The sequence below is a fragment of the Serpentinicella alkaliphila genome (genome assembly GCF_018141405.1).
Lineage (GTDB): Bacteria > Bacillota > Clostridia > Peptostreptococcales > Natronincolaceae > Serpentinicella > Serpentinicella alkaliphila.
Genome location: NZ_CP058648.1, coordinates 441,232 through 463,595 on the forward strand (window position 1 = coordinate 441,232; position 22,364 = coordinate 463,595).

At 33.2% G+C, this 22,364-nt stretch carries 15 protein-coding genes, 1 pseudogene and 1 other annotated feature; of the genes and pseudogenes, 2 read left to right on the forward strand and 14 right to left on the reverse strand.

Annotated features, from left to right (window positions below):
- Window positions 1-74: 74 nt before the first annotated feature.
- The 9 genes from nifK to ileS all read right to left on the reverse strand — a co-directional run bounded on the left by nifK (window position 75) and on the right by ileS (window position 13,919).
- Complete coding sequence (gene nifK / locus HZR23_RS02330) at window positions 75-1,439, reverse strand: nitrogenase molybdenum-iron protein subunit beta (RefSeq protein ID WP_132847949.1); 1,365 nt, start codon at window positions 1,437-1,439, stop codon at window positions 75-77.
- Window positions 1,433-3,049 carry a nitrogenase molybdenum-iron protein alpha chain gene (gene nifD / locus HZR23_RS02335; protein ID WP_132847950.1) on the reverse strand — a complete coding sequence of 539 codons (1,617 nt, stop codon included), beginning with the start codon at window positions 3,047-3,049 and terminating at the stop codon, window positions 1,433-1,435. Before nifD ends, nifK begins: the two co-directional genes overlap by 7 nt.
- Before the next feature lie 15 nt (window positions 3,050-3,064).
- Window positions 3,065-3,448, reverse strand: a complete 384-nt coding sequence (locus tag HZR23_RS02340) for a P-II family nitrogen regulator (RefSeq protein WP_132847951.1) — start codon at window positions 3,446-3,448, stop codon at window positions 3,065-3,067.
- 13 nt (window positions 3,449-3,461) lie between these two features.
- A complete protein-coding gene (locus HZR23_RS02345) occupies window positions 3,462-3,788 on the reverse strand; it encodes a P-II family nitrogen regulator (protein WP_132847952.1) in 327 nt (108 codons plus the stop codon).
- 176 nt (window positions 3,789-3,964) lie between these two features.
- On the reverse strand, window positions 3,965-4,783 hold the full coding sequence (nifH, locus tag HZR23_RS02350) for a nitrogenase iron protein (RefSeq protein WP_132847953.1): 819 nt from the start codon (window positions 4,781-4,783) through the stop codon (window positions 3,965-3,967).
- A 287-nt stretch (window positions 4,784-5,070) separates the two neighbouring features.
- Window positions 5,071-6,186 (reverse strand): homocitrate synthase, encoded by a 1,116-nt coding sequence (gene nifV / locus HZR23_RS02355; RefSeq protein ID WP_132847954.1) that lies wholly within the window; start codon window positions 6,184-6,186, stop codon window positions 5,071-5,073.
- A 115-nt stretch (window positions 6,187-6,301) separates the two neighbouring features.
- Complete coding sequence (locus HZR23_RS02360; RefSeq protein WP_330571394.1) at window positions 6,302-8,068, reverse strand: NADH-dependent [FeFe] hydrogenase, group A6; 1,767 nt, start codon at window positions 8,066-8,068, stop codon at window positions 6,302-6,304.
- A 201-nt stretch (window positions 8,069-8,269) separates the two neighbouring features.
- Window positions 8,270-10,573, reverse strand: coding sequence for a sensor histidine kinase (locus HZR23_RS02365; RefSeq protein WP_132847955.1), 2,304 nt, complete (start codon window positions 10,571-10,573; stop codon window positions 8,270-8,272).
- Between the two features lie 244 nt (window positions 10,574-10,817).
- Window positions 10,818-13,919 (reverse strand): isoleucine--tRNA ligase, encoded by a 3,102-nt coding sequence (ileS, locus tag HZR23_RS02370; protein ID WP_132847956.1) that lies wholly within the window; start codon window positions 13,917-13,919, stop codon window positions 10,818-10,820.
- Between the two features lie 62 nt (window positions 13,920-13,981).
- Window positions 13,982-14,192, reverse strand: a binding site (T-box leader).
- 262 nt (window positions 14,193-14,454) lie between these two features.
- Between ileS and HZR23_RS02375 the strand changes: the two genes are divergently transcribed.
- Together HZR23_RS02375 and icd are read left to right on the forward strand one after the other, a co-directional pair.
- Window positions 14,455-16,395 carry an aconitate hydratase gene (locus HZR23_RS02375; RefSeq protein WP_132847957.1) on the forward strand — a complete coding sequence of 647 codons (1,941 nt, stop codon included), beginning with the start codon at window positions 14,455-14,457 and terminating at the stop codon, window positions 16,393-16,395.
- Between the two features lie 2 nt (window positions 16,396-16,397).
- The gene (gene icd / locus HZR23_RS02380; protein ID WP_132847958.1) at window positions 16,398-17,666 is read left to right on the forward strand and encodes an NADP-dependent isocitrate dehydrogenase; all 1,269 of its coding nucleotides are present in this window, start codon (window positions 16,398-16,400) and stop codon (window positions 17,664-17,666) included.
- 439 nt (window positions 17,667-18,105) lie between these two features.
- Here icd and HZR23_RS02385 read toward each other — a convergent pair.
- The 5 genes and pseudogenes from HZR23_RS02385 to HZR23_RS02405 form a co-directional block, all read right to left on the reverse strand.
- Window positions 18,106-18,528, reverse strand: a pseudogene (locus HZR23_RS02385) (transposase); the annotation flags it as partial.
- Between the two features lie 162 nt (window positions 18,529-18,690).
- Window positions 18,691-19,683, reverse strand: a complete 993-nt coding sequence (locus tag HZR23_RS02390) for a poly(R)-hydroxyalkanoic acid synthase subunit PhaE (RefSeq protein ID WP_132847960.1) — start codon at window positions 19,681-19,683, stop codon at window positions 18,691-18,693.
- A 160-nt stretch (window positions 19,684-19,843) separates the two neighbouring features.
- Window positions 19,844-20,449 carry a guanylate kinase gene (gmk, locus tag HZR23_RS02395; protein WP_132847961.1) on the reverse strand — a complete coding sequence of 202 codons (606 nt, stop codon included), beginning with the start codon at window positions 20,447-20,449 and terminating at the stop codon, window positions 19,844-19,846.
- Between the two features lie 119 nt (window positions 20,450-20,568).
- The gene (locus tag HZR23_RS02400) at window positions 20,569-21,246 is read right to left on the reverse strand and encodes a hypothetical protein (RefSeq protein ID WP_132847962.1); all 678 of its coding nucleotides are present in this window, start codon (window positions 21,244-21,246) and stop codon (window positions 20,569-20,571) included.
- A gap of 30 nt (window positions 21,247-21,276) precedes the next feature.
- Window positions 21,277-22,362 carry a GerAB/ArcD/ProY family transporter gene (locus HZR23_RS02405; RefSeq protein WP_132847963.1) on the reverse strand — a complete coding sequence of 362 codons (1,086 nt, stop codon included), beginning with the start codon at window positions 22,360-22,362 and terminating at the stop codon, window positions 21,277-21,279.
- Window positions 22,363-22,364: the final 2 nt, after the last annotated feature.

Consider the following 22,364-nt stretch of genomic DNA (forward strand, 5'->3'; position numbering starts at 1 on the left):
TATCACCGCTTTCTCAACTAGAGTTTAAAATATGTTTTATGAATGTGACAGAGATACTATCACATTCATAAACCCTAAAGTACTAATTCAAAATCCTCATCCGAGGAATCAATATCAACCTTGTCTAATAAGGCATTACTAATCATCTCTAAAACTCTCATGGCCCCTTTATATCCAACTACAGGAAGATAACTATGAACACTTCTATCTAAAACAGGAAACCCTATTCTCACTAGAGGAATATCTTCTGCCTTAGAGATAAATTTACCGTAGGTGTTACCAATTATGAGGTCTACAGGCTCATTTTTAATCCATTGATGGAATTCAAATAAGTCTCCACCACTTTTTACTCTTCCTTCAACCCCAGCCTCTTCAAGCATTTCTTTTATCTCTATTTCAAAGCTTTGACCAGGAGTTCCAGTTAATACATGTATTGGCTTCATACCTATTCCTAGCACAAACTCCGTTAGGGCAATAACAGTATCTGGATCTCCAAAGATAGCAACTCTCTTTCCGTGGTAGTGGTAGTGAGTATCAGTCATAATATCTACAAGTTGACCTCTCTCCTCTTCTAACTCGTACGGAACATCAACACCCGTTGCCTTTACAAGCTCCATAATAAGTTTATCTGTAGCCTCTATACCAATTGGAGTTTTTAAAATACTTGGTTTTACCTTACATTTCTTTTCTAACTCGAAGGCTCCAGCTTCAGAAGCAAATCTACCTAAAGCGATAGTTAAATCTGAATTTCCTGAGTCTGTTATTTCCTCAACCTTCGCACCACCCTTAGGGTACATCTCATACTTTCCTGTCATTGGGGAATCTACCACCCCAGAAGTATCAGGAAACATTGTAATTGGAACTTCTAACAATTTTGCAATTCTTTTAATCTCTCTCATATCTCCTGGATTAACAAAGCCAGGAATTATATTTACCTTTCCATTGCTGATGCCTTTTTCACTTTTAGCTAAATACGTTACCATCGCCTTCACCATATTTGAAAATCCAGTTATATGTGAACCTACATAACTTGGAGTATTAGCATGTAACACAACCTTACCTTCAGGTATTTCTGCATCTTGTATAATTGAACCAATATCATCTCCGATTGTTTCAGACAAATAGGTAGTATTAATAGCGATTACTTCCGGCTTATATATTGAAAACACGTTATTAATAGCTGTTTTTAAGTTAGAAAGTCCTCCAAATACAGAGGAGCCTTCAGTAAAAGAACTGGTAGATGCCACAATTGGATCTCTAAAATGTCTTGTTAGGTGCATTCTATGATATGAACAGCAACCCTGAGAGCCGTGGCTATGAGGTAAACAACCATGTATTCCTAGTGCAGCATACATAGCACCTATAGGCTGACAGGTTTTAGCTGGATTTATTACTAAGCCCCTTTTTTCATATATTTCCTTCGGGGTATGATTTAACATAGTACGTTCACCTCCTCATTTATTTTCCCTTCTATAATCGGTTCTTTTTTCCATGGTGGGGTTATATAACTCCATGTTGGAGTGTTAATTCCTGCAGAAATGTCTTTAGCGAATATTACTGCCCCTTTAAATCCTGCATATGGCCCACTATAGTCATAGCTATGCAACTGTTTAGAGAAAATCCCCATTTTTTGAGAAATAAATTTATCCTTTATACCTGAACAAAATACATCTGGTTTTACTGCCTTTAGTAATGCTTCTGTTTCATGATGGTTTAAATCATCAATAACCATAGTTCCATCCTTCATTTCCTTTATTAAACCCGCATATTGACCTAAAGGCATTTTTTCCTTTAACTTTTGCAATCTTTCAGGTGAAAGATATAGTCTATATTGCTTCTCATCCTTCTCTACATGTAAATCAGGAATATTTCTTGTATCTGCATCTAATTTAATGTATGGAATGACATCTCTTCCCTCATAGTCATCTCTATGTCCGAATTCATATCCTGCCATAACAGTATCGATTCCGATTTCTTTTAATAACCCTTGATAATGATGGGCTCTTGAACCTCCAACATATAAAAATGCGGTTTTTCCTTCACACATCTTTTTAAACATTTCAAATGTTTCCTCTATTTCACTTAACTCCTCTGCAATAACTTCCTCAGTTCTATCAATAAGCTCCTGATCACCAAAATACTCTGCCATGTTTCTTAAAGTTTTAATAGTTTCATTTACACCGATAAAGTTAACCTTAAGCCAAGGAGTACCATATTTAGTTTCTAGCATTTCTGAAATATAGTTTATAGATCTATGACATTGAACAACATTTAAATTGGCATTATGTGTATTTTTTAATTCTTCATAGGTTCCATCACCCGTCATAATAGATACAATTTCATAGCCTATTTTGTTTAATATTCTAGAGATTTCCCAACCATCTCCACCGATATTGTACTCACCTAATATATTTACAGAGTATTTAGGAATCTCTTTTTCTGATTTTTCTACCTTACCGATTACATCTCTCATTAAAATATTATTTGCAATATGGTGTCCTGCGGATTGACTTACCCCTTTATACCCTTCACAGTCAAAGGCTAGCACCTGTATTCCATACTCCTTTTCTGCTTCCGCTGCAACGGATTTAATATCATCTCCAATAAGACCTACTGGACAGGTAGCTGATATTGTGATTGCCGCAGGATTGAAAAGTTCTACAGCCTCGCGAATTGCTTCCTTTAGCTTCTTCTCTCCACCAAATACGATATCACTTTCTTGCATATCCGTTGTGAAGCAGTAATTTATAAAGTTTTTCTCATCACCTTTTGTTTTAGCTTTATTTCTTCTCGTTCCCCATGCATAATAGGAGCATCCAACAGGTCCATGAACTATGTGTACCATATCTCTAAGTGGACCAATAACTACACCTTTACATCCTGCAAACGCACACCCTCTATTTGTAATAATTCCAGGAATGGTTCTAGTATTAGCTTGTATTTCTTGGGTTTCATCCGATTGCTTTATTAGCATATGTTTCTGTCTATTCTTTTTAACCTTACTAGGGTAGGTATCAATGACTTTATCTAGACATTTTTTACAACTCATCCTAATCTCTCCCTTCTATATAGCTTCCTCTCCTAATTCCCCTGTTCTAATTCTTATAACCTCATCCAAAGGAAGTACAAATATTTTTCCATCACCAAAGTTTCCAGTTTGATTTACGTCTATAATTGTTTCAACAATTCTACTTACATCCGCATCCTTAACCATTAAGGTTATTAGCCGTTTAGGTAATAACCTATGGTTTTCAGATAATGTTTCACCTAGAATATGACAAACCTCCACTTCACCCTGTAGGATCTCCTCAGTTAAGGTATCTTCTAGTTTTTTCTTGCCACGACCAAATACCCTGCGACAGGTAATGCCAGGATAACCTTCTTTTGCAATAGCCTCTTTAGTTCTATTTACCATGTTCATCCTAATAATTGCCATAATTTCCTTCATATCCTTAACCCCCTTATAGCTTCTTGTCTCCACTACTTACGGTATAAGCTTCTAGTACCTCTGTCACAAATATCTTCCCATCTCCAAAAGCACCCTTTTGACCAGTTTTACCAACTCGTTTTATAATATCTATAACATCATCCTTATATAAATCTTCAACTACTAGCATTAATAGCTCCTTTGGGATTTCATCGTAGTAGACATCCCCAACTTTTATTCCTCTTTGCTTTCCACGTCCAACTACATCTATTTTAGTGACAGCAGGAAATCCTCCATCATTTAACTCTTTGAGAATTTCAACTGTTTTTTCAGGTCTAACAATCGCTCTAATCATTTTCATTCCGTACTCCTCCTTTTAATAATCGATTAAACCTATTAATTAAACTTTTATTAAATAATCAAATATTTGATTAGAATGTAACTTTATGTTAGTATTAAGGGTGAGAATTCAAAGTTCTTTTGTGTTAGTTAGGCGTAGCTTCCACAAAATGTTTTTTAGAATTTTTGAATTCTCACTTACCCTAATATTCCATGGGTTATCATTAACTCTTCTAATCTGTCTTGTTCCATAGGTTTTGGAACGACGAACATTTTGTTTTGATCTATAGCTCTCGCTAAATTTCTATACTCATCTGCTTGGCCTGATGTAGGATCATAATCGATAACAGTTTTCTTATTTATCTCAGCTCTTTGTACTAAATTATCTCTAGGAACAAAGTAAATAAGTTGAGTACCTAATTCATTAGCAAAGGCTTGAAGTAATTCAAGTTCGTTATCTACTTTACGACTATTGCAGATAATTCCCCCTAGTCTTGTTCCTCCAGTTTTAGCATATTTTTGAATACCTTTTGCTATATTGTTTGCAGCATATAGGGCCATTAGCTCACCACTGGCAACTATATATATTTCCTGTGCCTTTCCTTCACGTATAGGCATCGCAAACCCACCACATACAACGTCTCCTAATACATCATAAAAAACATAATCAAGGTCTGCTTCATATGCTCCTAAACTTTCTAATAAGTTGATTGAAGTAATAATCCCTCTACCTGCACAACCTACCCCTGGTTCAGGGCCACCAGACTCTACACACATAATATCCGCAAACCCAGGTTTTAAGATATCATCTAATTCAACATCTTCTCCTTCCTCTCTTAAAGTATCTAAAACTGTCTGTTGACACAGACCCCCTAAAAGTAATCTAGTAGAATCCGCCTTTGGATCACAACCAACTATCATAATTTTCTTTCCCATCTCCCCTAGAGCTGATGTAAGATTTTGTGTAGTTGTTGACTTTCCAATACCACCCTTACCATAAATAGCTATTTGTCTCATAATAAAAACCCCCTTCTTTAAATTTAATATTTAAATTATAGATTTTAAAATAACTGAACTATGTCGATGTTTTTAGTTGTTTATAGTTCGTATTAATGCGAACTATGTTTAATATTTTTAATTTATAGTTCGTTATTTTAATAATATAGCACAGACTTATGTTTTGCGCAACAATTTTCAGAATATTTTTTCAATTTAATTTTCCATAAAAAAACCCATTCTCTCTATAAGCTAGATTTGAGAAAGGGTTCACCTATTAAACTCTATAAAATTATTTTTATAATTTTTTATAATTTTTGATAAATATCTAATAATTCTTCATCACTTAATGCTCGTTTTAGAAAAATAGCCTTGCTTTTTAATAATTCTAGGACTTTTCTCAAACTAATATCATCTACTACTTCATTCGTTAACTCTTGTAATTTATATTTTATTGCTGAAGTTCCTGTGTGCTTTCCCAGTATTATCCCTCTCTTTAAACCTAAATCTTCAAAATTCATAAACTCATAGGTGAGTGGATTTTTTAATATCCCATCCACATGTATACCTGACTCATGCCAAAATATTTTTTCTCCAGTAATAGCTTTCCAATCTGGAATATATCTATTACTTGCCATTGCAACATATTCGCATAACTCCTTACATCTTCTCATATCATAATCCGTATCAACACCTACTGAGTATTTCAAAGCCATAATAACTTCTTCCAAAGCTGCATTTCCAGCCCTTTCTCCTAGACCATTAACAGTTACACTTAAATAATCTGCCCCTGCCATGGCCCCTGCTATAGCATTAGCTGTAGCCATTCCAAGATCGTTATGTGCATGTACCTCTACTTCTATATTTAAATTTTCTTTGAAGTATTTAACTTTATTAAAAGTATCTATCGGGTTTAGTATCCCTAATGTATCACTTATCCTTACCCTATTCGCACCTAATTGTTCCGCTACTTTAAAAAATTCTAATAGAAACAAATCATCTGTCCTAGAGGCATCTTCTGCATTTATAGAAACATACAAGCCCTCTTTTTTTGAGTACTCTAAAACAGTTATCATCATATGGATTACTTTTTCTCTATTTGACTTTAGTTTGTGCTTAATGTGTATATCTGAGGTTGGGATTGAAATAGCCACTGCATTCAGACCACAATCAATAGAATGCTGAATATCTTCAATTTTCCCTCTATTCCAACCAATTAAGCTAGCTGATAAATTCTTCTTAACTATTTCCTTAATTGTATCTTTCTCTTCATTGCCCATCGCAGGTATTCCAACTTCAATTTGTTCAATTCCTACTTCATTTAACATCTGTGCAATGTAAATCTTTTCTCCCTTTGAAAATACCACACCTGCAGTTTGCTCTCCATCTCTTAAAGTAGTATCCAGTAGCTTAGTTTTTTGCATTCTCTTTCCCTCCCTATTTAAAAAATCAGGTAGATTTTTATCTACCTGATTCATTTAGTTGATTTTTAATATAATATCAAATCTTTTAAAGTTCAGAAAGAGTTTTTTGAATTTTCTAAATTTTTACTTCTCCCTTAATAGCATACTTTTCCCTTGAACTATAATGAGTATGTAATAGATCATGGGCCTTATGACTATTCGGCTTATCTAAATAATCCTCGTACAGTTTTTTTATTAAAGGGTTTTCATGGGATTTTCTGAATAGTTTTAACTGATCTTCCTCATATAAGGCCTTTGCTCTTAGCACCCTTATATCCTTATCCATTTTTTCCTGAGCGCTTATATGTGGTTGACCACCGCCAGTAACACAGCCACCGCTACATCCCATTATCTCAATAAAATGGTATTCTTTTTTTCCTGAACGAATCATTTCTAACAGATTTGATGCATTACCAGTACCATGAGCAACTGCTACTTTTACATCTTTACCACCTAGATTTATCTCTGCTTCCTTGATACCCTCTATACCTCTAACCTCTGTAAACTCTAATTTCTCAACATCTGTACCTAGTACATCTACTAAAGTTCTTAAGGCAGCCTCCATTACCCCACCAGTAGAACCAAAAATTACTCCAGCCCCACTATATTCACCTAAATCTATGTCGAAATTCTCATCCTCTAATTTTAAGAAGTTTAATCTGGACTGTTTAATCATTTTTGCAAGCTCTCTAGTAGTTAAAACTGCATCTACATCTTTTAAACCATGAATTTGAAGCTCAGGTCTATTAGATTCTGCCTTCTTAGCAGTACATGGCATAATAGATACTACAAATATTTTACTAGGATCTATATTGTTTTTTTCTGCATAATATGACTTAACTATAGCACCCATCATTTGGTGTGGAGACTTACAGGTTGATAGATTTTCAAGAAAGTCAGGATAGTTATACTCACAATATCTTACCCACCCAGGAGAACAGGAAGTAATCATTGGAAGAGTTCCATTGTTTTCAAGCCTATTTAAAAACTCATGGCCTTCTTCCATAATAGTTAAATCCGCTGCATAATTAGTATCAAACACTTTATCAAATCCAAGTCTTTTTAAAGCAGCAACCATTTTCCCTGTTACTCTAGTTCCTATAGGTAATCCAAACTCCTCACCTAAAGCTGCTCTAACAGCCGGGGCCGTTTGAACTACCACGTGTACCTCAGGATCTTCAATAGCTGCCCAAACCCTATCTATATCTTCCTTTTCTGTTAATGCACCGACTGGACAGGCAACAATACATTGACCACAGTAAATACATGGGGTTTCATTTAAATTTTTATTAAATGCAGTTGAAACCTCAGTTTTAATCCCTCTATTTGTAAAATCAAGTATACCTACCTTTTGAACATCCCTACAAACATTTACACATCTTCCACATAAAATACATTTGCTTTTATCCCTAACAACAGCTTCTGATTTATCATCTATAATACTTGTAGTCATTCTATTTTCAAATGTCACATCTTTGATGTCTAGTTCTTCCACTAAGTTCTGCAGCTCACACTTTGTATTTCTATTACAAGTTAGACAATCTCTATTATGACTAGCTAATGCTAACTCCAATACTTCTCTTCTAGTTTGTCTTAAGTTTTGTGTATTTGTTCTAACAACCATTCCCTCTTGAACTGGTAGAACACAAGCAGTTTGAAGGGATTTAAAACCCTGAACTTCCACTAGACAGACACGACAGGCCCCTACCTCATTTATTCCCTTTAAATAGCAAAGAGTTGGAATATCTATATTTACAGTTTTTGCGGCTTCTAACACTGTGTAATTCTTCGGCACTTCTGTTTTTACATTATCAATTGTCAATGTTATCATTTCCATTACCATATTAAGTCCCCCCTACTAATATATAATATTATTCAAATTGTAGTTATATACAGAAAAACAACTACCGTACCCAATATATACAAACAGTATATATGTAGACCTAGTAGTTGTCAATTATTAGTAAATATAGAAGTAAACATCCATATACTTTATAATTCTTACTTTCTAGTTTTACTATATATATTTTAATACGACTATCTCTTATAAGTATATGTCAGAAAATTCTACATTCGTAACATGCACAAGTCGATTATCTAATAAATCTATCATTTGTTTCTCATGTCTTTCCTCTATTACTTGCTTATTAGGTAGTAGCATGGTAAAGGTACTGCCCACACCCAATTTGCTTTTCACAGCTATACTTCCATCTAATGCTTCTACAAAATTTTTAACTAGAGATAACCCAATACCTGCCCCTTCAGCCTGTCTTGATAAGGAATTGTCTACTTGTCCAAAACGCTCGAAGATTAACTCCAACTTACTTTCTGGAATACCTACTCCCTCATCTTCTATATCAACCTTTATATTGTCTATTGAAGAATGTACACTTACCTTTACTGCCTTTCCCTTAGGTGTAAACTTAATAGCATTAGATAGCAAGTTTAAGATTATTCGCTCATATTTTTCTTCATCTATTCCTATTATCTCCTGATCAACGGATGTTACAAATGTCAATTCTACTCCCTTTTGGTTGGCAAATTGATATACGGATTCAGTAATTGCTTTTGTAAGAAATACTATATCTATATTGTTTTTATTAATGTTAATAAGCCCTGCATTCGCTCTAGTAATATCAAGAAGGTTATTTACAAGTCTTAATTGTCTAAAGGTGTTCTGTCTAATTATTCTTATATATTTCTTAACTTTATCAGACATTTCATCGGCGTAGATAGAGTTAAGGGCCTGAACTGCTGTATTGATTACATTTATAGGAGTTCTTAATTCGTGAGATACTAAGGAAAGAAATTCATCCTTCATATCCATGGCTTTTTCTAGAGCTTCTCTTTTCTCACTCTCAGCCTGTATTAACATTTCCTGCTGCCTTCTCAACATTTGCTCTGTTCTTATTCGACTCAAAGCAATTGAAACATGCTCAGAAACATCTTTCAATAAAGCTATTTCGTCTTCATTAAAAATACCTTTTAATCTTGTACCAAAGGATAGAGTTCCTATTACTTTATTTCGACACATCAATGGGTGACATACTTGAGCCTTTAATCCAAAGGACCTTGCAATATCTAATCTGCTATCGGTGGATATTTGAATGTTTTCTGCAATTATTCTCTTACCAGTGCTTGCAACACAACCACAAATAGCAGTTTCAAAGTCAAGCCATTGCATATCTCTAATAGTCTCTTCAGGTATCCCCGAACATGAATTAATAAAAAGTTTTCCATAAACCTCGTCGATTAAATAATTAATGTATACATCACACTTAAGGAATTTCATAACCTTTATACAAAGCTCATCAATTATTTCTTGAGGATTAGTGCTTGCAAGAAGCTTATCTGTAACTTCATAAAGAATTTCTGCTTTGTCTTTTTCCCATTTCATTTTATTTTCAGCTTTCTTTCGTTCCGTAATATCCTGAATAAGGCAGGCAAATAGCCCTGATTTAGGTGAAAAAACCTTAAATAGAAAATAACTATCAAGCGGTTCAAAGTGCCTCTCGAAAGAAGTTGGAATACCCGTTGTTGCGACTAAATTAAAATCTTCAATAACATTAATTCTATTAGAACTCCAAAGTTCGAGGCTACTCTTACCCACAATATCTTCTCGTTTTAATCCAGTGATTGTCTCAAATGTTGGATTTACTGCTAAGTAACTATAGTCAATAGGTTTGTTCTCTTGATCATAAATAACTTTTCCTAAGAAAAAACCATCACTTGTAAACTCAAATAGTTCTCTGTACCTTTTTTCACTCTCACGCAATTTTTCCTCAGATTTTTTTTGCTGGATTAAGTCTGCTGCCTGCCTTGCTAGTAAATCAAATAGTCTCAATTCACGGTCTGAAGGCTGATGAGGTTTTCTCCAATGAGTAGATATCATGCCTAACATCTTACCGCTGCGTGAATATAATGGTGTGGACTGTACGGAATTAATACCCGTGTTAAGGTATATATCTAAATCTTCTGAACCCTTTATAAACTCACATTCATTAACATTTGGTACAATAATACGTCCTCCTCTTCGTAAGGACTCCCCACAGAAAGATCTAGCATCCTCAATATATACATACTCCCAAAACTTAGCTGCTTTTTCATTAAATCCTCTGAAAGCTAATAGTTCAAGTTTGTCATTATCCTCGTGTAGCATATGTATACTGGAAAAATCCGATTTCATTATTTGTATTGCTATATCCATAATTTTTTCAAACAGTATTTGAATATTATTTTCCCATATGAGTTCAGTGCTCATATTTTGTAAAAGTTTAATATAATCCAGCTCCTCCAGAAGCTGTAATTGACTCTCTTCCACCGACTCTTCCATCCTTATATTTCTCATATCGTCTCTCCTTTTTTATTCATTACTAATTCCATGTACTCATAAAAGAAAGATAATTTGAAAATATAAATACCAACCTTTTTTCAGCACATGGAATATACCCCTAAGACATCTTTTTTAAAACCCTCTTAACTACCACTCCATTAGATTTTCTGATTACTTGGCATAAAAATAGGATAGACAGTTTAAATTTAACTATCTATCCCTATATTATATCTTTAAAAGTCATGAGTCTATTTTTTATTTATATTTTCTCTACTTTAATGCCAGTCATATGCTCATTTAAGTTTTGTTGTTCTAGCTCAGCAACTTGAACACTATCTATAGATACGGCTAATGTTTCTTGCATTATATAATCTTTGTATTCATTAACTGCCCTCGTAACCTCTTCATCACCATTGAAAGCAATTTTGATTTGGTCGGTTACTTCAAATCCACTACTTTTTCTCATTTGTTGTACTTTAGACACAAACTCCCTAGCAAAGCCTTCGTTTACTAATTCCTCTGTTAAAGTAGTATCTAATATAACAAACAGGTTATTTTCCATTTCTACCATAAAGCCTTCCTTAGCAGAAATTGAAATCATTACATAGTCTTTTTGAACTTGTATTTTCTCACTATCTAATTCAACTTCTATAGTTTCTCCTGCCTCTAGCTTAGGTACTACTTCAGAAGCATCTAGTTGATTTAAAGCATTTCCAAGAAGCTTTATTTTACTTCCTAATATAGAACCAGCTACCTTAAAGTTTGGTTTTAAACTGAAATCCATAAAGTCTTTTAAATCTTTTTCGAAGTATACTTCTTTAATATTTAATTCCTCTTGAATTAAAGGTACTAAATCTGATATTAACTCCTCATATTTTCCATCAATAAGGATTTTTTTAAGTGGCTGTCTAACTTTAATTTTAGACTGAGCTCTAGCGGCCCTTCCTAATCCTACAAGATCCCTTACTAAATCCATTCTTTCCTCTATTTCAGCTTTGATTAACTCCCTATTGGCTTCAGGATAATCAGCTAAATGAACTGATTCTTCTCCTGTTAGCTTTTGGAATAAATCATCAGATATAAATGGAGCAAATGGTGCAACTAATTTAGTAACTCCTACTAGTACTTCATAGGTTGTGTTGTATACAGACTTTTTATCATCCGTTAAATCTGAAGCCCAGAATCTTCTTCTAGCCCTTCTAATATACCAGTTAGATAAGTCTTCATTAACAAAGTCTTGTATCTTTCTAACTGCCTTTGTTAAATCGAATATATTTAATTCTTTTTCTACTTCAACTAATAAGCTATTGTACTTAGATAAAATCCATTGATCAAGCTCTGGTCTTTCATTAAATGGAATAAAGAAGCTATTTGGATCAATATTATCTGTATTTGCGTACATAGTAAAGAATGTATATACATTTTGTAGGGTTGTAAAGAACTTACTTTGTACTTCCTTTAATCCCTCTATATCAAATTTTGTAGGTGTCCATGCTGGTGATACGTATAATAAATACCATCTTAAAGCATCTGCCCCATATTTATCAAATAACTCAAATGGATCTACAGTGTTTCCTTTAGATTTAGACATTTTTCTTCCGTCTTTATCTAAAATTAAATCATTCACTAATACGTTTTTGTATGGTGATTTACCCATAACAAATGTTGAAATAGCTAATAAGGAATAGAACCATCCTCTTGTTTGGTCAATACCTTCACAAATAAAATCCGCAGGGAATAATTTATCGAAACTATCCTTATTTTCAAATGGATAATGATGTTGTGCAAAAGGCATTGCCCCACTATCAAACCAACAGTCAATAACATCTGTAACTCTTGTCATAACACCTTCACAAGTATCACATTTTATTTTAATATCATCTACATATGGTCTATGCAGCTCTACAGTTTCATCTAATTTATCAACAGCCTTTTCGATTAATTCTTTTCTAGATCCTACTGATTGGGTATGGCCGCAGTCACATCTCCAAACATTCAATGGAGTTCCCCAATATCTACTTCTAGAAATAGCCCAATCGTTTAAGTTGTCTAGCCAGTTTCCAAATCTTTTTTCACCCACATAATCTGGATACCAGTTTACCGTATTGTTGTTTTCTATAAGCTTGTCTTTAAGTTTAGTCATTTCAATATACCAGCTTGGTTTTCCGTAATATAAAAGTGGAGTAGAACATCTCCAACAATGTGGATAGTTATGGTCCATTTTTTCCTTTTTAAATAGTTTTCCTTCTCCGTGTAACCATTTGATAATATCTACATCGCTATCAATTACAAAACGACCTTCCCATGGAGTAGCAGTATATTTTCCTTCTTCATTTACAGGTTGAAGTACTGGTAAGTCATATCTTCTTCCAACTTGGTAATCATCCTCACCAAAGGCTGGGGCCATATGAACTATACCCGTACCATCTCCTGTAGTAACAAATTCAGCATTTGTTACAAAGAAGGCTTTTTTATCTGGAGTAACGAATGGCATTAATTGCTCATACTCAACATACTCTAAGTCTTTTCCTTTTAATTCCTCTAAAACTTCAAATTCTTCACCAACAACTTTTTTAGCTAAATCTTTTGCTAGAATATATACTTTTCCGTCTTCTAATTTAACTTTTACATATGTTACTTCCGGATGAACTGCTAAAGCAACGTTCGATGCTAATGTCCAAGGAGTAGTTGTCCAAACTAGGAAATACTCATCCGCATCCTTTCTTTTAAAAGGAACAATTACTGTATTGGTCTTAATTTCCTTATATCCTTGAGAAACCTCATGGGATGCTAAACCAGTTCCACATCTAGGGCAGTAAGGAAGAATTTTATGACCCTCATAAATATATCCTTCTTTAAAGAACTTATCTAATATCCACCAAACTGATTCGATATAGTCGTTATCTAATGTAATATATGGATTATCTAAATCTATAGAGTAACCCATTCTTTCTGTCATTTCTCTCCATTGCTTTTCATAAGTAAATACAGATTCTCTACATCTGTCATTAAATGCAGCTATACCGTAGTTTTCGATATCTAACTTGCTTGCCAGCTTTAATTGCTTTTCTACTTCAATTTCAACTGGAAGACCATGAGTATCCCAACCAGCCTTTCTTTTAACCTGGTACCCCTTCATCGTCTTATAACGGCAAACAGAGTCCTTTAATGTTCTAGAAATAACATGATGAATTCCAGGTCTTCCATTTGCTGTAGGAGGTCCTTCATAGAATACAAATTGCTCTTTTCCTTCACGATTTTCAATACTTTTTTCAAGTATATTATTTTTATTCCACTTTTCTCCTATTGCATTTTCCCGTTCAGCTACAGGTAAATTTGATAAGGATTTAAATCCATCCATTATATTCATCCTTTCATTTTTTAAATTTTTAAATATAAAAAGTCCCTAAAGCAAATAATTACTTTAGGGACGAAATAATCGCGGTACCACCCTTTTTGCACAAAATGTGCCACTTAAAACAGTTAACGCATGTTATAACGTAAGAACTTACTTTTTTTCAGTTCTTAAACTCAAGGGTGATATTCATAAAAAACGTTACAATAATCTCTCAACCTAGGATTATCTCTCTGTAGTCAACGGACTTTTTACTACTTTCCCTATCATAGTATTATAGTTAATTTAATTTTTATTATCAAAGAAAATTATATAATTATATTTTAAACAATGTCAAGTAATTTATTAGTTTCTTAACTTGTATTTTCTTGACTGACACGAACATAAACAGTATAATAATACATAAATGTTTTTGTTATGGTATAATATAAACACGGGTAGCCCCTATCTACTATTTGTACAATAGCCAAAATCCGTCCGAAATATACTGAATATTTAAATTTATTTTAAAATTAAAAATATATTAAAGGAGCTTGATAATATGAGTGGAAAAAGCTTAACCTACAAAATACTTGAAAACCACCTTCTGTCTGGAAATCTTAAAACCGGTGAAGAAATCGAGATTAAAGTTGATCAAACATTAACTCAAGACTCTACTGGTACTATGGTTTATCTTCAATTAGAAGCAATGAATATTGATGAGATAAAAACTGATATTTCTGTTGCCTACGTTGACCATAATACGCTTCAAGCAGGGTTCGAAAATGCTGATGATCATGAATTCATTAAAACTGCTGCTGCAAAATATGGTATCGTTTACTCCAAGCCTGGGAATGGAATTTGTCATCAACTTCATTTGGAAAATTTCGGAAAACCCGGAGCTACCCTTATAGGCTCTGATAGTCATACCCCTACCGGCGGTGGTATCGGTATGATTGCCATCGGAACTGGTGGACTTGACGTTGCAATTGGTATGGCAAGTGGTAGCTACTTTGTAAAGGTACCTAAAATCGTTAATATTAAATTATCTGGTAAGCTTAACAAATGGGTATCAGCAAAAGATGTTATCCTTTATGTTCTACAAAAGCTTACAGTAAAGGGCGGAGTAGGCAAAATTATTGAATACTCTGGAGAAGGTGTTGAATCACTTTCTGTTACAGATAGAGCTACAATAACTAATATGGGTGCAGAGCTAGGGGCAACTACTTCAATTTTCCCTAGTGACAAATCAACATATGAATTTTTAAAGGCTCAAGGCCGCGAAGATGCTTGGCAGGAATTAAAGGCAGACAATGATGCAGTATATGATGAAGTAATTGAAATAGATCTATCAGATATTCCACCGCTTTTAGCTAAACCTCATAGTCCTGATGCAGTTGATTCAATTGTTCAACTTGAGGGTACTAAAGTAGACCAGGTTTTAATTGGAAGTTGTACTAACTCCTCATATAACGATTTAATGAAGGTTGCAGCTATATTAAAAGGTAATAAAGTTCATCCTGATGTAAGTCTAGGAATATCTCCAGGTTCAAGTAATATCCTTCAAATGCTTGCTGACAACGGAGCTTTAGGAGACATGATACAAGCCGGAGCAAGAATACTTGAATGTGCCTGTGGTCCTTGTATAGGTATGGGCCAAGCTCCAGCTACTGATGCAGTTTCCTTAAGAACATTTAATAGAAACTTCTACGGTAGAAGTGGAACTAATAGTGCAAGTGTATATTTAGCTAGTCCAGAGCTTGCTGCTATTGCTGCTATTAAAGGTACTATGGTTGACCCAAGAACTTTAGATACTAATATTGATATTAAAATAGAAGAGCCAGAAAAATATTATACTGATAAAAACTACTTTATCTTCCCTTCTGAAGAAGGTAAAAAATCTGTTGTTAAAATGGGACCAAACATTAAACCATTCCCTATCAATGGACCATTAACAGATACAGTTGAGGGTAAAATTGTTTTAAAAACTGGGGATAATATAACTACAGATGATATTATGCCATCAAATGCAGCATTACTACCATTTAGATCAAATATCCCTCATCTTTCTAAGTTCTGTTTCAGTACTATAGATGAAAACTTCTGGAAAAGATGTGAAGAAAATAATGGTGGTATAATTCTAGGGGCTGACAATTATGGTCAAGGCTCAAGCCGTGAGCATGCTGCTTTAGCACCACTTCACCTAGGAATTAAAGTAGTTATAACTAAAACCTTTGCAAGAATTCATAAGGCAAACCTAATTAATAGCGGTATTGTACCTTTAGAGCTTGTTAATGAGAAGGATTATGACGGACAAGATCAAATGGATGAGTTAGTAATTAATGACTTGGTTACTTCATTAAAAGAAGGTAAAAATATTAAAGTATATAACAAAACTAAAGATATAACTTTTGAAGTTAAATTCAATGGTTCTTCAAGAGACGTTGATATTTTACTTGCAGGTGGTAAATTAAATTACACTAAACAAGGATTGGAGGGTTAGTTATGAGTAATCCAGAAAAAATTACTGTAGTAGATGGAAAATTAAATGTTCCTAATCATCCAATAATTCCTTTTATTGAAGGTGACGGTACAGGTCCAGATATTTGGGCAGCTTCTGTAAGAGTTATAGATGCAGCTGTGGATAAAGCATACGCTGGAACTAAATCTATAGCATGGAAGGAAATACTTGCGGGCGAAAAGGCATTTAACCAAACAGGAGATTGGCTTCCTGAAGAGACTTTAGAAGCAGTTAGAGAAAATATAATTGCTATTAAAGGGCCTCTTACTACTCCTATCGGAGAGGGTATTAGATCTTTAAATGTTGCATTTAGACAAGAATTAGACCTATACGTATGTTTAAGACCAGTTAGATATTTTCCTGGGGTTCCTTCCCCGGTTAGACGTCCTGAATTGACAGATATCGTTGTTTTTAGAGAAAATACTGAAGATATCTATGCAGGAATTGAATATGCTAAAGGAACTGATGAAGTTAAAAAAGTAATAGGCTTTCTTCAAAATGAAATGGGAGTTAAGAAAATTAGATTCCCAGAAACTTCAGCTATTGGTATTAAACCAATTTCTGAAGAAGGAAGTAAACGTCTAATTAGAGCTGCCATTGAATATGCAATTACTGAAAATAGAAAAAGTGTTACTCTAGTTCATAAGGGTAATATTATGAAGTTTACTGAAGGCGGATTTAAGAAGTGGGGCTATGAATTAGCTGAAACTGAATTTGCCGATAAGACCTTTACTTGGAACCAATATGATCAAATTAAAGATGCTGAAGGAACAGCTGCAGCAGATGCAGCACAAAAACAAGAGGAGGCTTCTGGGAAAATTATTGTAAAAGACTCTATTGCAGATATATTTTTACAACAAATATTAACTAGACCAGATGAATTTGATGTAGTTGCTACTATGAATTTAAATGGTGACTATATATCAGATGCCTTAGCAGCTCAGGTAGGTGGAATTGGTATAGCACCTGGAGCAAACATTAATTATATGACAGGTCATGCAATTTTTGAAGCTACTCATGGTACCGCTCCTAAATATGCAGGTTTAGATAAGGTTAACCCTTCTTCGGTAATATTATCAGCTGAAATGATGCTTAGACATCTTGGCTGGAACGAAGCAGCAGATTTAATAATTAGCTCTATAGAAAAAACTATAGCTAATAAAACCGTAACTTATGATTTCGCAAGAATGATGGATGGAGCTACAGAACTTAAAACTTCTGAATTCGCAGATGCCTTAATAAAAAACCTATAATCAAAACAAAGAGAAACCATTTTAGGTTTCTCTTTAGTTTTGTTTTTATTTATTTATTTCTATTTAGCCTCCCATTATGAATACTCATCCTATTATCATTAGGAGAGTATTTCTGTATAAATCAAAATTTCTCTTTCATATTTACCTTTCATATTTATTGGTATGGAAAATATCGATAATAATATAATAATTAATTTAATAATAGATATTTATCGTTAATCAATAAATATTATGTTAAAATTGAATTGAAAAAACAAGCGAGGTGGTAGCCATTCTCAATAGCATATAGTAGCACTACAAGGTGGTAATTTAGACTACCACGCCAAACAAAAGTGTAACGACTAGCATTTGCTTCGATTTTGGTGCCATCTATAAAAAGAGCTTCAAGAGAGACCAAACCTTCCTTTTGGAGACGTCTCATGAACTGATAATATAAATCCTTAAGAATGTCCTTCGATAGTTTGTTATTGATGAAGTCATAGAAAGTATCGCGCTGTGGCCTTTCGCCTTGAGCAAGCCAAATGTAGGCAATGTCTCTAGCACACAACTCTACAATTCTATCTACTGCTCTTACACCGCTAAGAGCAGAATAGACTAATACAGAAAATAACATGATGGGGTTATTATAACCTTTTCGTCCCAATCTGTTGTACTGATTTAACAAACTAGAGAAATCTAGCTCTTTCATAATACGTTTCACTACGTGTACAGGATCATCTAATGGAACACCAATTTGGTATAAATTATAATTAATTCGGAGTTGCCCAAATTCAAAAAATTTGTTATAAAAATTATACATGTTTTTTGTTTTGCACGAATGTTGCAATAGCAAATCGAAATTAAGATGGGGGTCAGATACCATCTTTTTTTCGTGCAAAAATCCTCCTACAATGTATATTCGACATTTGCAGGAGGATTTCCTTTTTGAATTATAATTTTTTTGTTTTTTTAGCTAATTATTTCCCGACAGCCCCATATATTTCTCTTTATTTTTATTGTAAAATTTTGATTAAACAGGCTGAATTTATTTCTTTCTAGATTTTCCAATCACTTCTTTAATCCCTTCTAGGTCTTTCTTAGTAGCAAAGGGTTGCATATTCAATTGCATATCTATAATATTTTCATAATTTGACTTAAACTCATTTATTGCTTCAGTTACCTTATCAGTTAAATCAATAAATTCACTGGAGTTAAATAATTCTTTATATGCTTTCTCATTTAGTTTCCACCAGAATGTATAAAAGTCTTCAAAGGTGGTATCCTGTAATCCTTTTTCAATAAGACTTTGATATTTTTCAATAGTCTCTTCCATACAGTCATATCCAACTTTAAGTAATTTTTCATTAAATTCGATTAAACTATTATTGTAACTAATATAATTGTTTATGCTTTTTATTTGCATGTCATAAAGTTCATTATTTGTTATTACTTTTGGGAAAGCCATCATAGTTTTAATAGACTTTTTCCAATTCTCATTCCAGTAATTCATATATTTAAAAGCAGCATCTTTATCCCCGAGCATACTCTTAAATACAATACTTTGTAGTTCTTTACTGTTATTATAAAGTGACTGGTATAATTCTTCTGTACCCTTTATAAAAATTCTTTGTATTTGTAATGCCTCAGCAAAAATTTCTTGTATAGGTTTTGGTAAATAAGGTATGAAGTTTATAGATAGATATTTTATATACTCTTCTGTATTCTCTTGAAACATTTTTATATTTTCCGTACTTATATCTTTATAGCTTACATTTTCTAAAATGTTTTCATAAAATCTCTTTAAATTGCTGTATGCCTTTTCTGCCGTTACTAGTGTATTATTAATGTCAAAATAATCATTCTTCTCAACAAACTTAGAATAATTCTTCTTATAAATATCACTTACAGATTCGTACCAACTATTATACATATCTATATATGACCTAGATAAGCTATTATTTTGGTAGTACTCAACAAGTTTTTTCTGGTTATTAACCCACTGTCCTACAAAACTTTCTTGCATTTTTTCTTCTTTCATTTTTAATTCCCCCTAAATTGTTTTTCAGCCAACCTCTGTTCCCCATGTTTGAATAACCTAGTTTACAGTTGAAAAAATTAAAAATGCTGAAGTGTATACACCCCAACATTTTAATTTTTGTTGTTAAATATAATATATGAAATAAAAAACAATTTAGAACCTATTTTTCTGTATATTTTTCTATTACGTCACAAAATTCTCCTGAAGCCTTATTCAAATCATCGTTAAGAATTATATAATCGTATTCACCACTTTTAGCCTCCTCGAAGGCAACTCTTTCCATACGTTTTTCTATTTCTTCAGTTGTTTCTCCACGGTGAATTAATCTTTCCTTTAAGGTTTCTGTATTTGGTACTTTAATAAAAATTAATACAGCATCATCTTTAAAAATAGATTTAACCTTTGTGGCTCCCTTAACATCTAGATCCGTTATAATATGATATCCGTTTTCAACAGCGTATTGATAAGTCTTTAAATGAGTTCCATAGAAATCCCTTCCATGGACCTTTTCATACTCCAAAAATTCATCATTATCTATCATTTTTTGAAATGTTTCAATATCTGTGAAGTAGTATGGATTTCCCATACTTTCACCTGCACGCATTTGTCTTGTTGTGAAAGATGGTATAAATGTTATTTTTAAACCTTTATCTAAAGCTCTTTTAATTAGTGTATTTTTACCAGATCCAGCTGAACCAACCACTATAAATGCCTTACCTCGCTGATTAGTCTTTTTATCCTGGTCAAAATTTACAATAGTGCTCATCCAAAATCTCTCCTTTTATTTCACCAAAAAGTCTATGTCCTTTATTATAAGTATTCTAACACATATTGTAAACACATATATAGCCCTCTCATACTTTTTCTTTTATTTTTCTACATTTTTTATTCTTCTACTGACTCTAACTGAATTATTACCTCATAGTTTTCTCCAGTAAAAATGCTTTTTATTAAACCATATCTTACTGCGTAATAATTAACTGACTCACTTTCACCATCTATATTTCTTTCCCTAACCCTTATAGTTTCAAATGTTCCATAGGGCACTGTTAAGGGTTCATCTACAGCCTCTATTTCATAGGTCATCTCATCGTCTTCCCATGTATTACCTACTTCTATAGGGCTTCTTAAAATTGATTTACTTCTATTTCTCTGACCTACTTCCGTATAGTCTTCCTCGTCATAAACCTCTTCCTGAGCAAATATTAAAACAATTTCTGTATCGCTTATATCATAAACCTTAGCTATTGTTGTAGCTGCTGATTGTTCCATATGCTGAACTATATTATTATTTGTGTGAGCTACCCATGTTATTCTATCCGCATGGGCATAACCTTCCCCACTAAAACTTAAGCGTAAGCCAGGTTCCGTTAAAAAATAGTTACTTAGAGATAACCTCTCCTCTCCGTTAACATCCGGCTCCTCTGTATCACCATCTTGTACTTGTCCTGGACCTGGTTGCTCTCCAACCTGATCTCGTCCTCTAATGCCCCTATTATAAAAGAAAATACCCCCAACAATTAAAGCAATTATTAATAATATAATCCAATGCTGTCTTTTCATGTAAATACTCCCTTCATTTAATAAAAATAATTAATAGCTCTTACTAGTTTTACCCTTAATTTTAATCGAAAACACAATAAACGAAATTAAAGGTATAACAAAGAAGTTTGCAAAGCTTATATATGTATAGTAATTAAGAAAATCAAATAAAAGGTCTAAATCGGATACTAACCAAAATCCAATTGCATAAATTATTACACTTAATAAATATATTCTATACTTATGAGTTATACCCAAGTGCTTCAAGGTTAAAAGCAAAGCATAAAAGGTTATAACATATTTTAAAAACCATCCTCCTACTATTTGCAGCATAACAAACAACTCACCAAATTCATAAAATCTGGCATAGCTTATCATTTGTGTTTGGAGAAGTTTAGGGTATGGCATTTCGTATAGCCTAGTTATTTCAAAGGTTGAAATAGCACCTGTAATAGATACTATTTGCATTTGAATGACATAGATTAAACCTATTGCCCCATGTAGTACTAACTTACTTTTATCTTTTACTTGTGTTAAAAAAGGAAAAACAATAGCTACACTGCCATATAATCCTAATATCTTTATCATAGTTACAAAAAAGCCTAGGGTTAAACCATCATCAAAAACCGGAAGTAGTAGCCTCGCTGATTTATATCTTGTAGTTAAAAATGCTAAGTGTATACCAGCTATAGTAATCAAAGTAATTCCTACCAAGGCTACAGTTACTACTGCAACCAAATCTTTTCTTATAGTATAAATAGCTGGAAATACTAAAAAAATCATAAAGTACCAAGATGGTGTTTCAAGTAGCATATTTATTTGCATTGCATTTGCTTCAACTGAAGCGCTTTCTACTAATGTTATAAATAATGTTAAAGCATATAAGACTATTAAAAATCTTCCTAATTTTTCTCCGTATACATCTTCGTAAATTTTAAAAATATTAAATTCTTGTCCTTTTTTATTAGTTCTGAATATAAATTGTGTGAAAGCCAAAATTATAAGAGAACAAACTATCATAGCTACCCAGGAGTCTCTACCACTATTTCGTATAAACACCTCTGGATACGTTTTAAGCGAAACTATACATGTAGCAGCTATTAAAAATGCCAAATGTTTAGTATTAAATTTGTCCATGG

Bases quoted from the DNA above. Each gene is read 5' to 3' on its own strand.
- HZR23_RS02405 (WP_132847963.1), bottom strand. From the start codon at position 22,362: ATGGACAAATTTAATACTAAACATTTGGCATTTTTAATAGCTGCTACA.
- HZR23_RS02345 (WP_132847952.1), bottom strand. From the start codon at position 3,788: ATGAAAATGATTAGAGCGATTGTTAGACCTGAAAAAACAGTTGAAATT.
- nifH (WP_132847953.1), bottom strand. From the start codon at position 4,783: ATGAGACAAATAGCTATTTATGGTAAGGGTGGTATTGGAAAGTCAACA.
- icd (WP_132847958.1), top strand. From the start codon at position 16,398: ATGAGTAATCCAGAAAAAATTACTGTAGTAGATGGAAAATTAAATGTT.
- HZR23_RS02400 (WP_132847962.1), bottom strand. From the start codon at position 21,246: ATGAAAAGACAGCATTGGATTATATTATTAATAATTGCTTTAATTGTT.
- nifV (WP_132847954.1), bottom strand. From the start codon at position 6,186: ATGCAAAAAACTAAGCTACTGGATACTACTTTAAGAGATGGAGAGCAA.
- ileS (WP_132847956.1), bottom strand. From the start codon at position 13,919: ATGGATGGATTTAAATCCTTATCAAATTTACCTGTAGCTGAACGGGAA.
- HZR23_RS02360 (WP_330571394.1), bottom strand. From the start codon at position 8,068: ATGGTAATGGAAATGATAACATTGACAATTGATAATGTAAAAACAGAA.
- HZR23_RS02340 (WP_132847951.1), bottom strand. From the start codon at position 3,448: ATGAAGGAAATTATGGCAATTATTAGGATGAACATGGTAAATAGAACT.
- nifD (WP_132847950.1), bottom strand. From the start codon at position 3,049: ATGAGTTGTAAAAAATGTCTAGATAAAGTCATTGATACCTACCCTAGT.
- nifK (WP_132847949.1), bottom strand. From the start codon at position 1,439: ATGTTAAATCATACCCCGAAGGAAATATATGAAAAAAGGGGCTTAGTA.
- HZR23_RS02365 (WP_132847955.1), bottom strand. From the start codon at position 10,573: ATGAGAAATATAAGGATGGAAGAGTCGGTGGAAGAGAGTCAATTACAG.
- HZR23_RS02390 (WP_132847960.1), bottom strand. From the start codon at position 19,683: ATGAAAGAAGAAAAAATGCAAGAAAGTTTTGTAGGACAGTGGGTTAAT.
- HZR23_RS02375 (WP_132847957.1), top strand. From the start codon at position 14,455: ATGAGTGGAAAAAGCTTAACCTACAAAATACTTGAAAACCACCTTCTG.
- gmk (WP_132847961.1), bottom strand. From the start codon at position 20,449: ATGAGCACTATTGTAAATTTTGACCAGGATAAAAAGACTAATCAGCGA.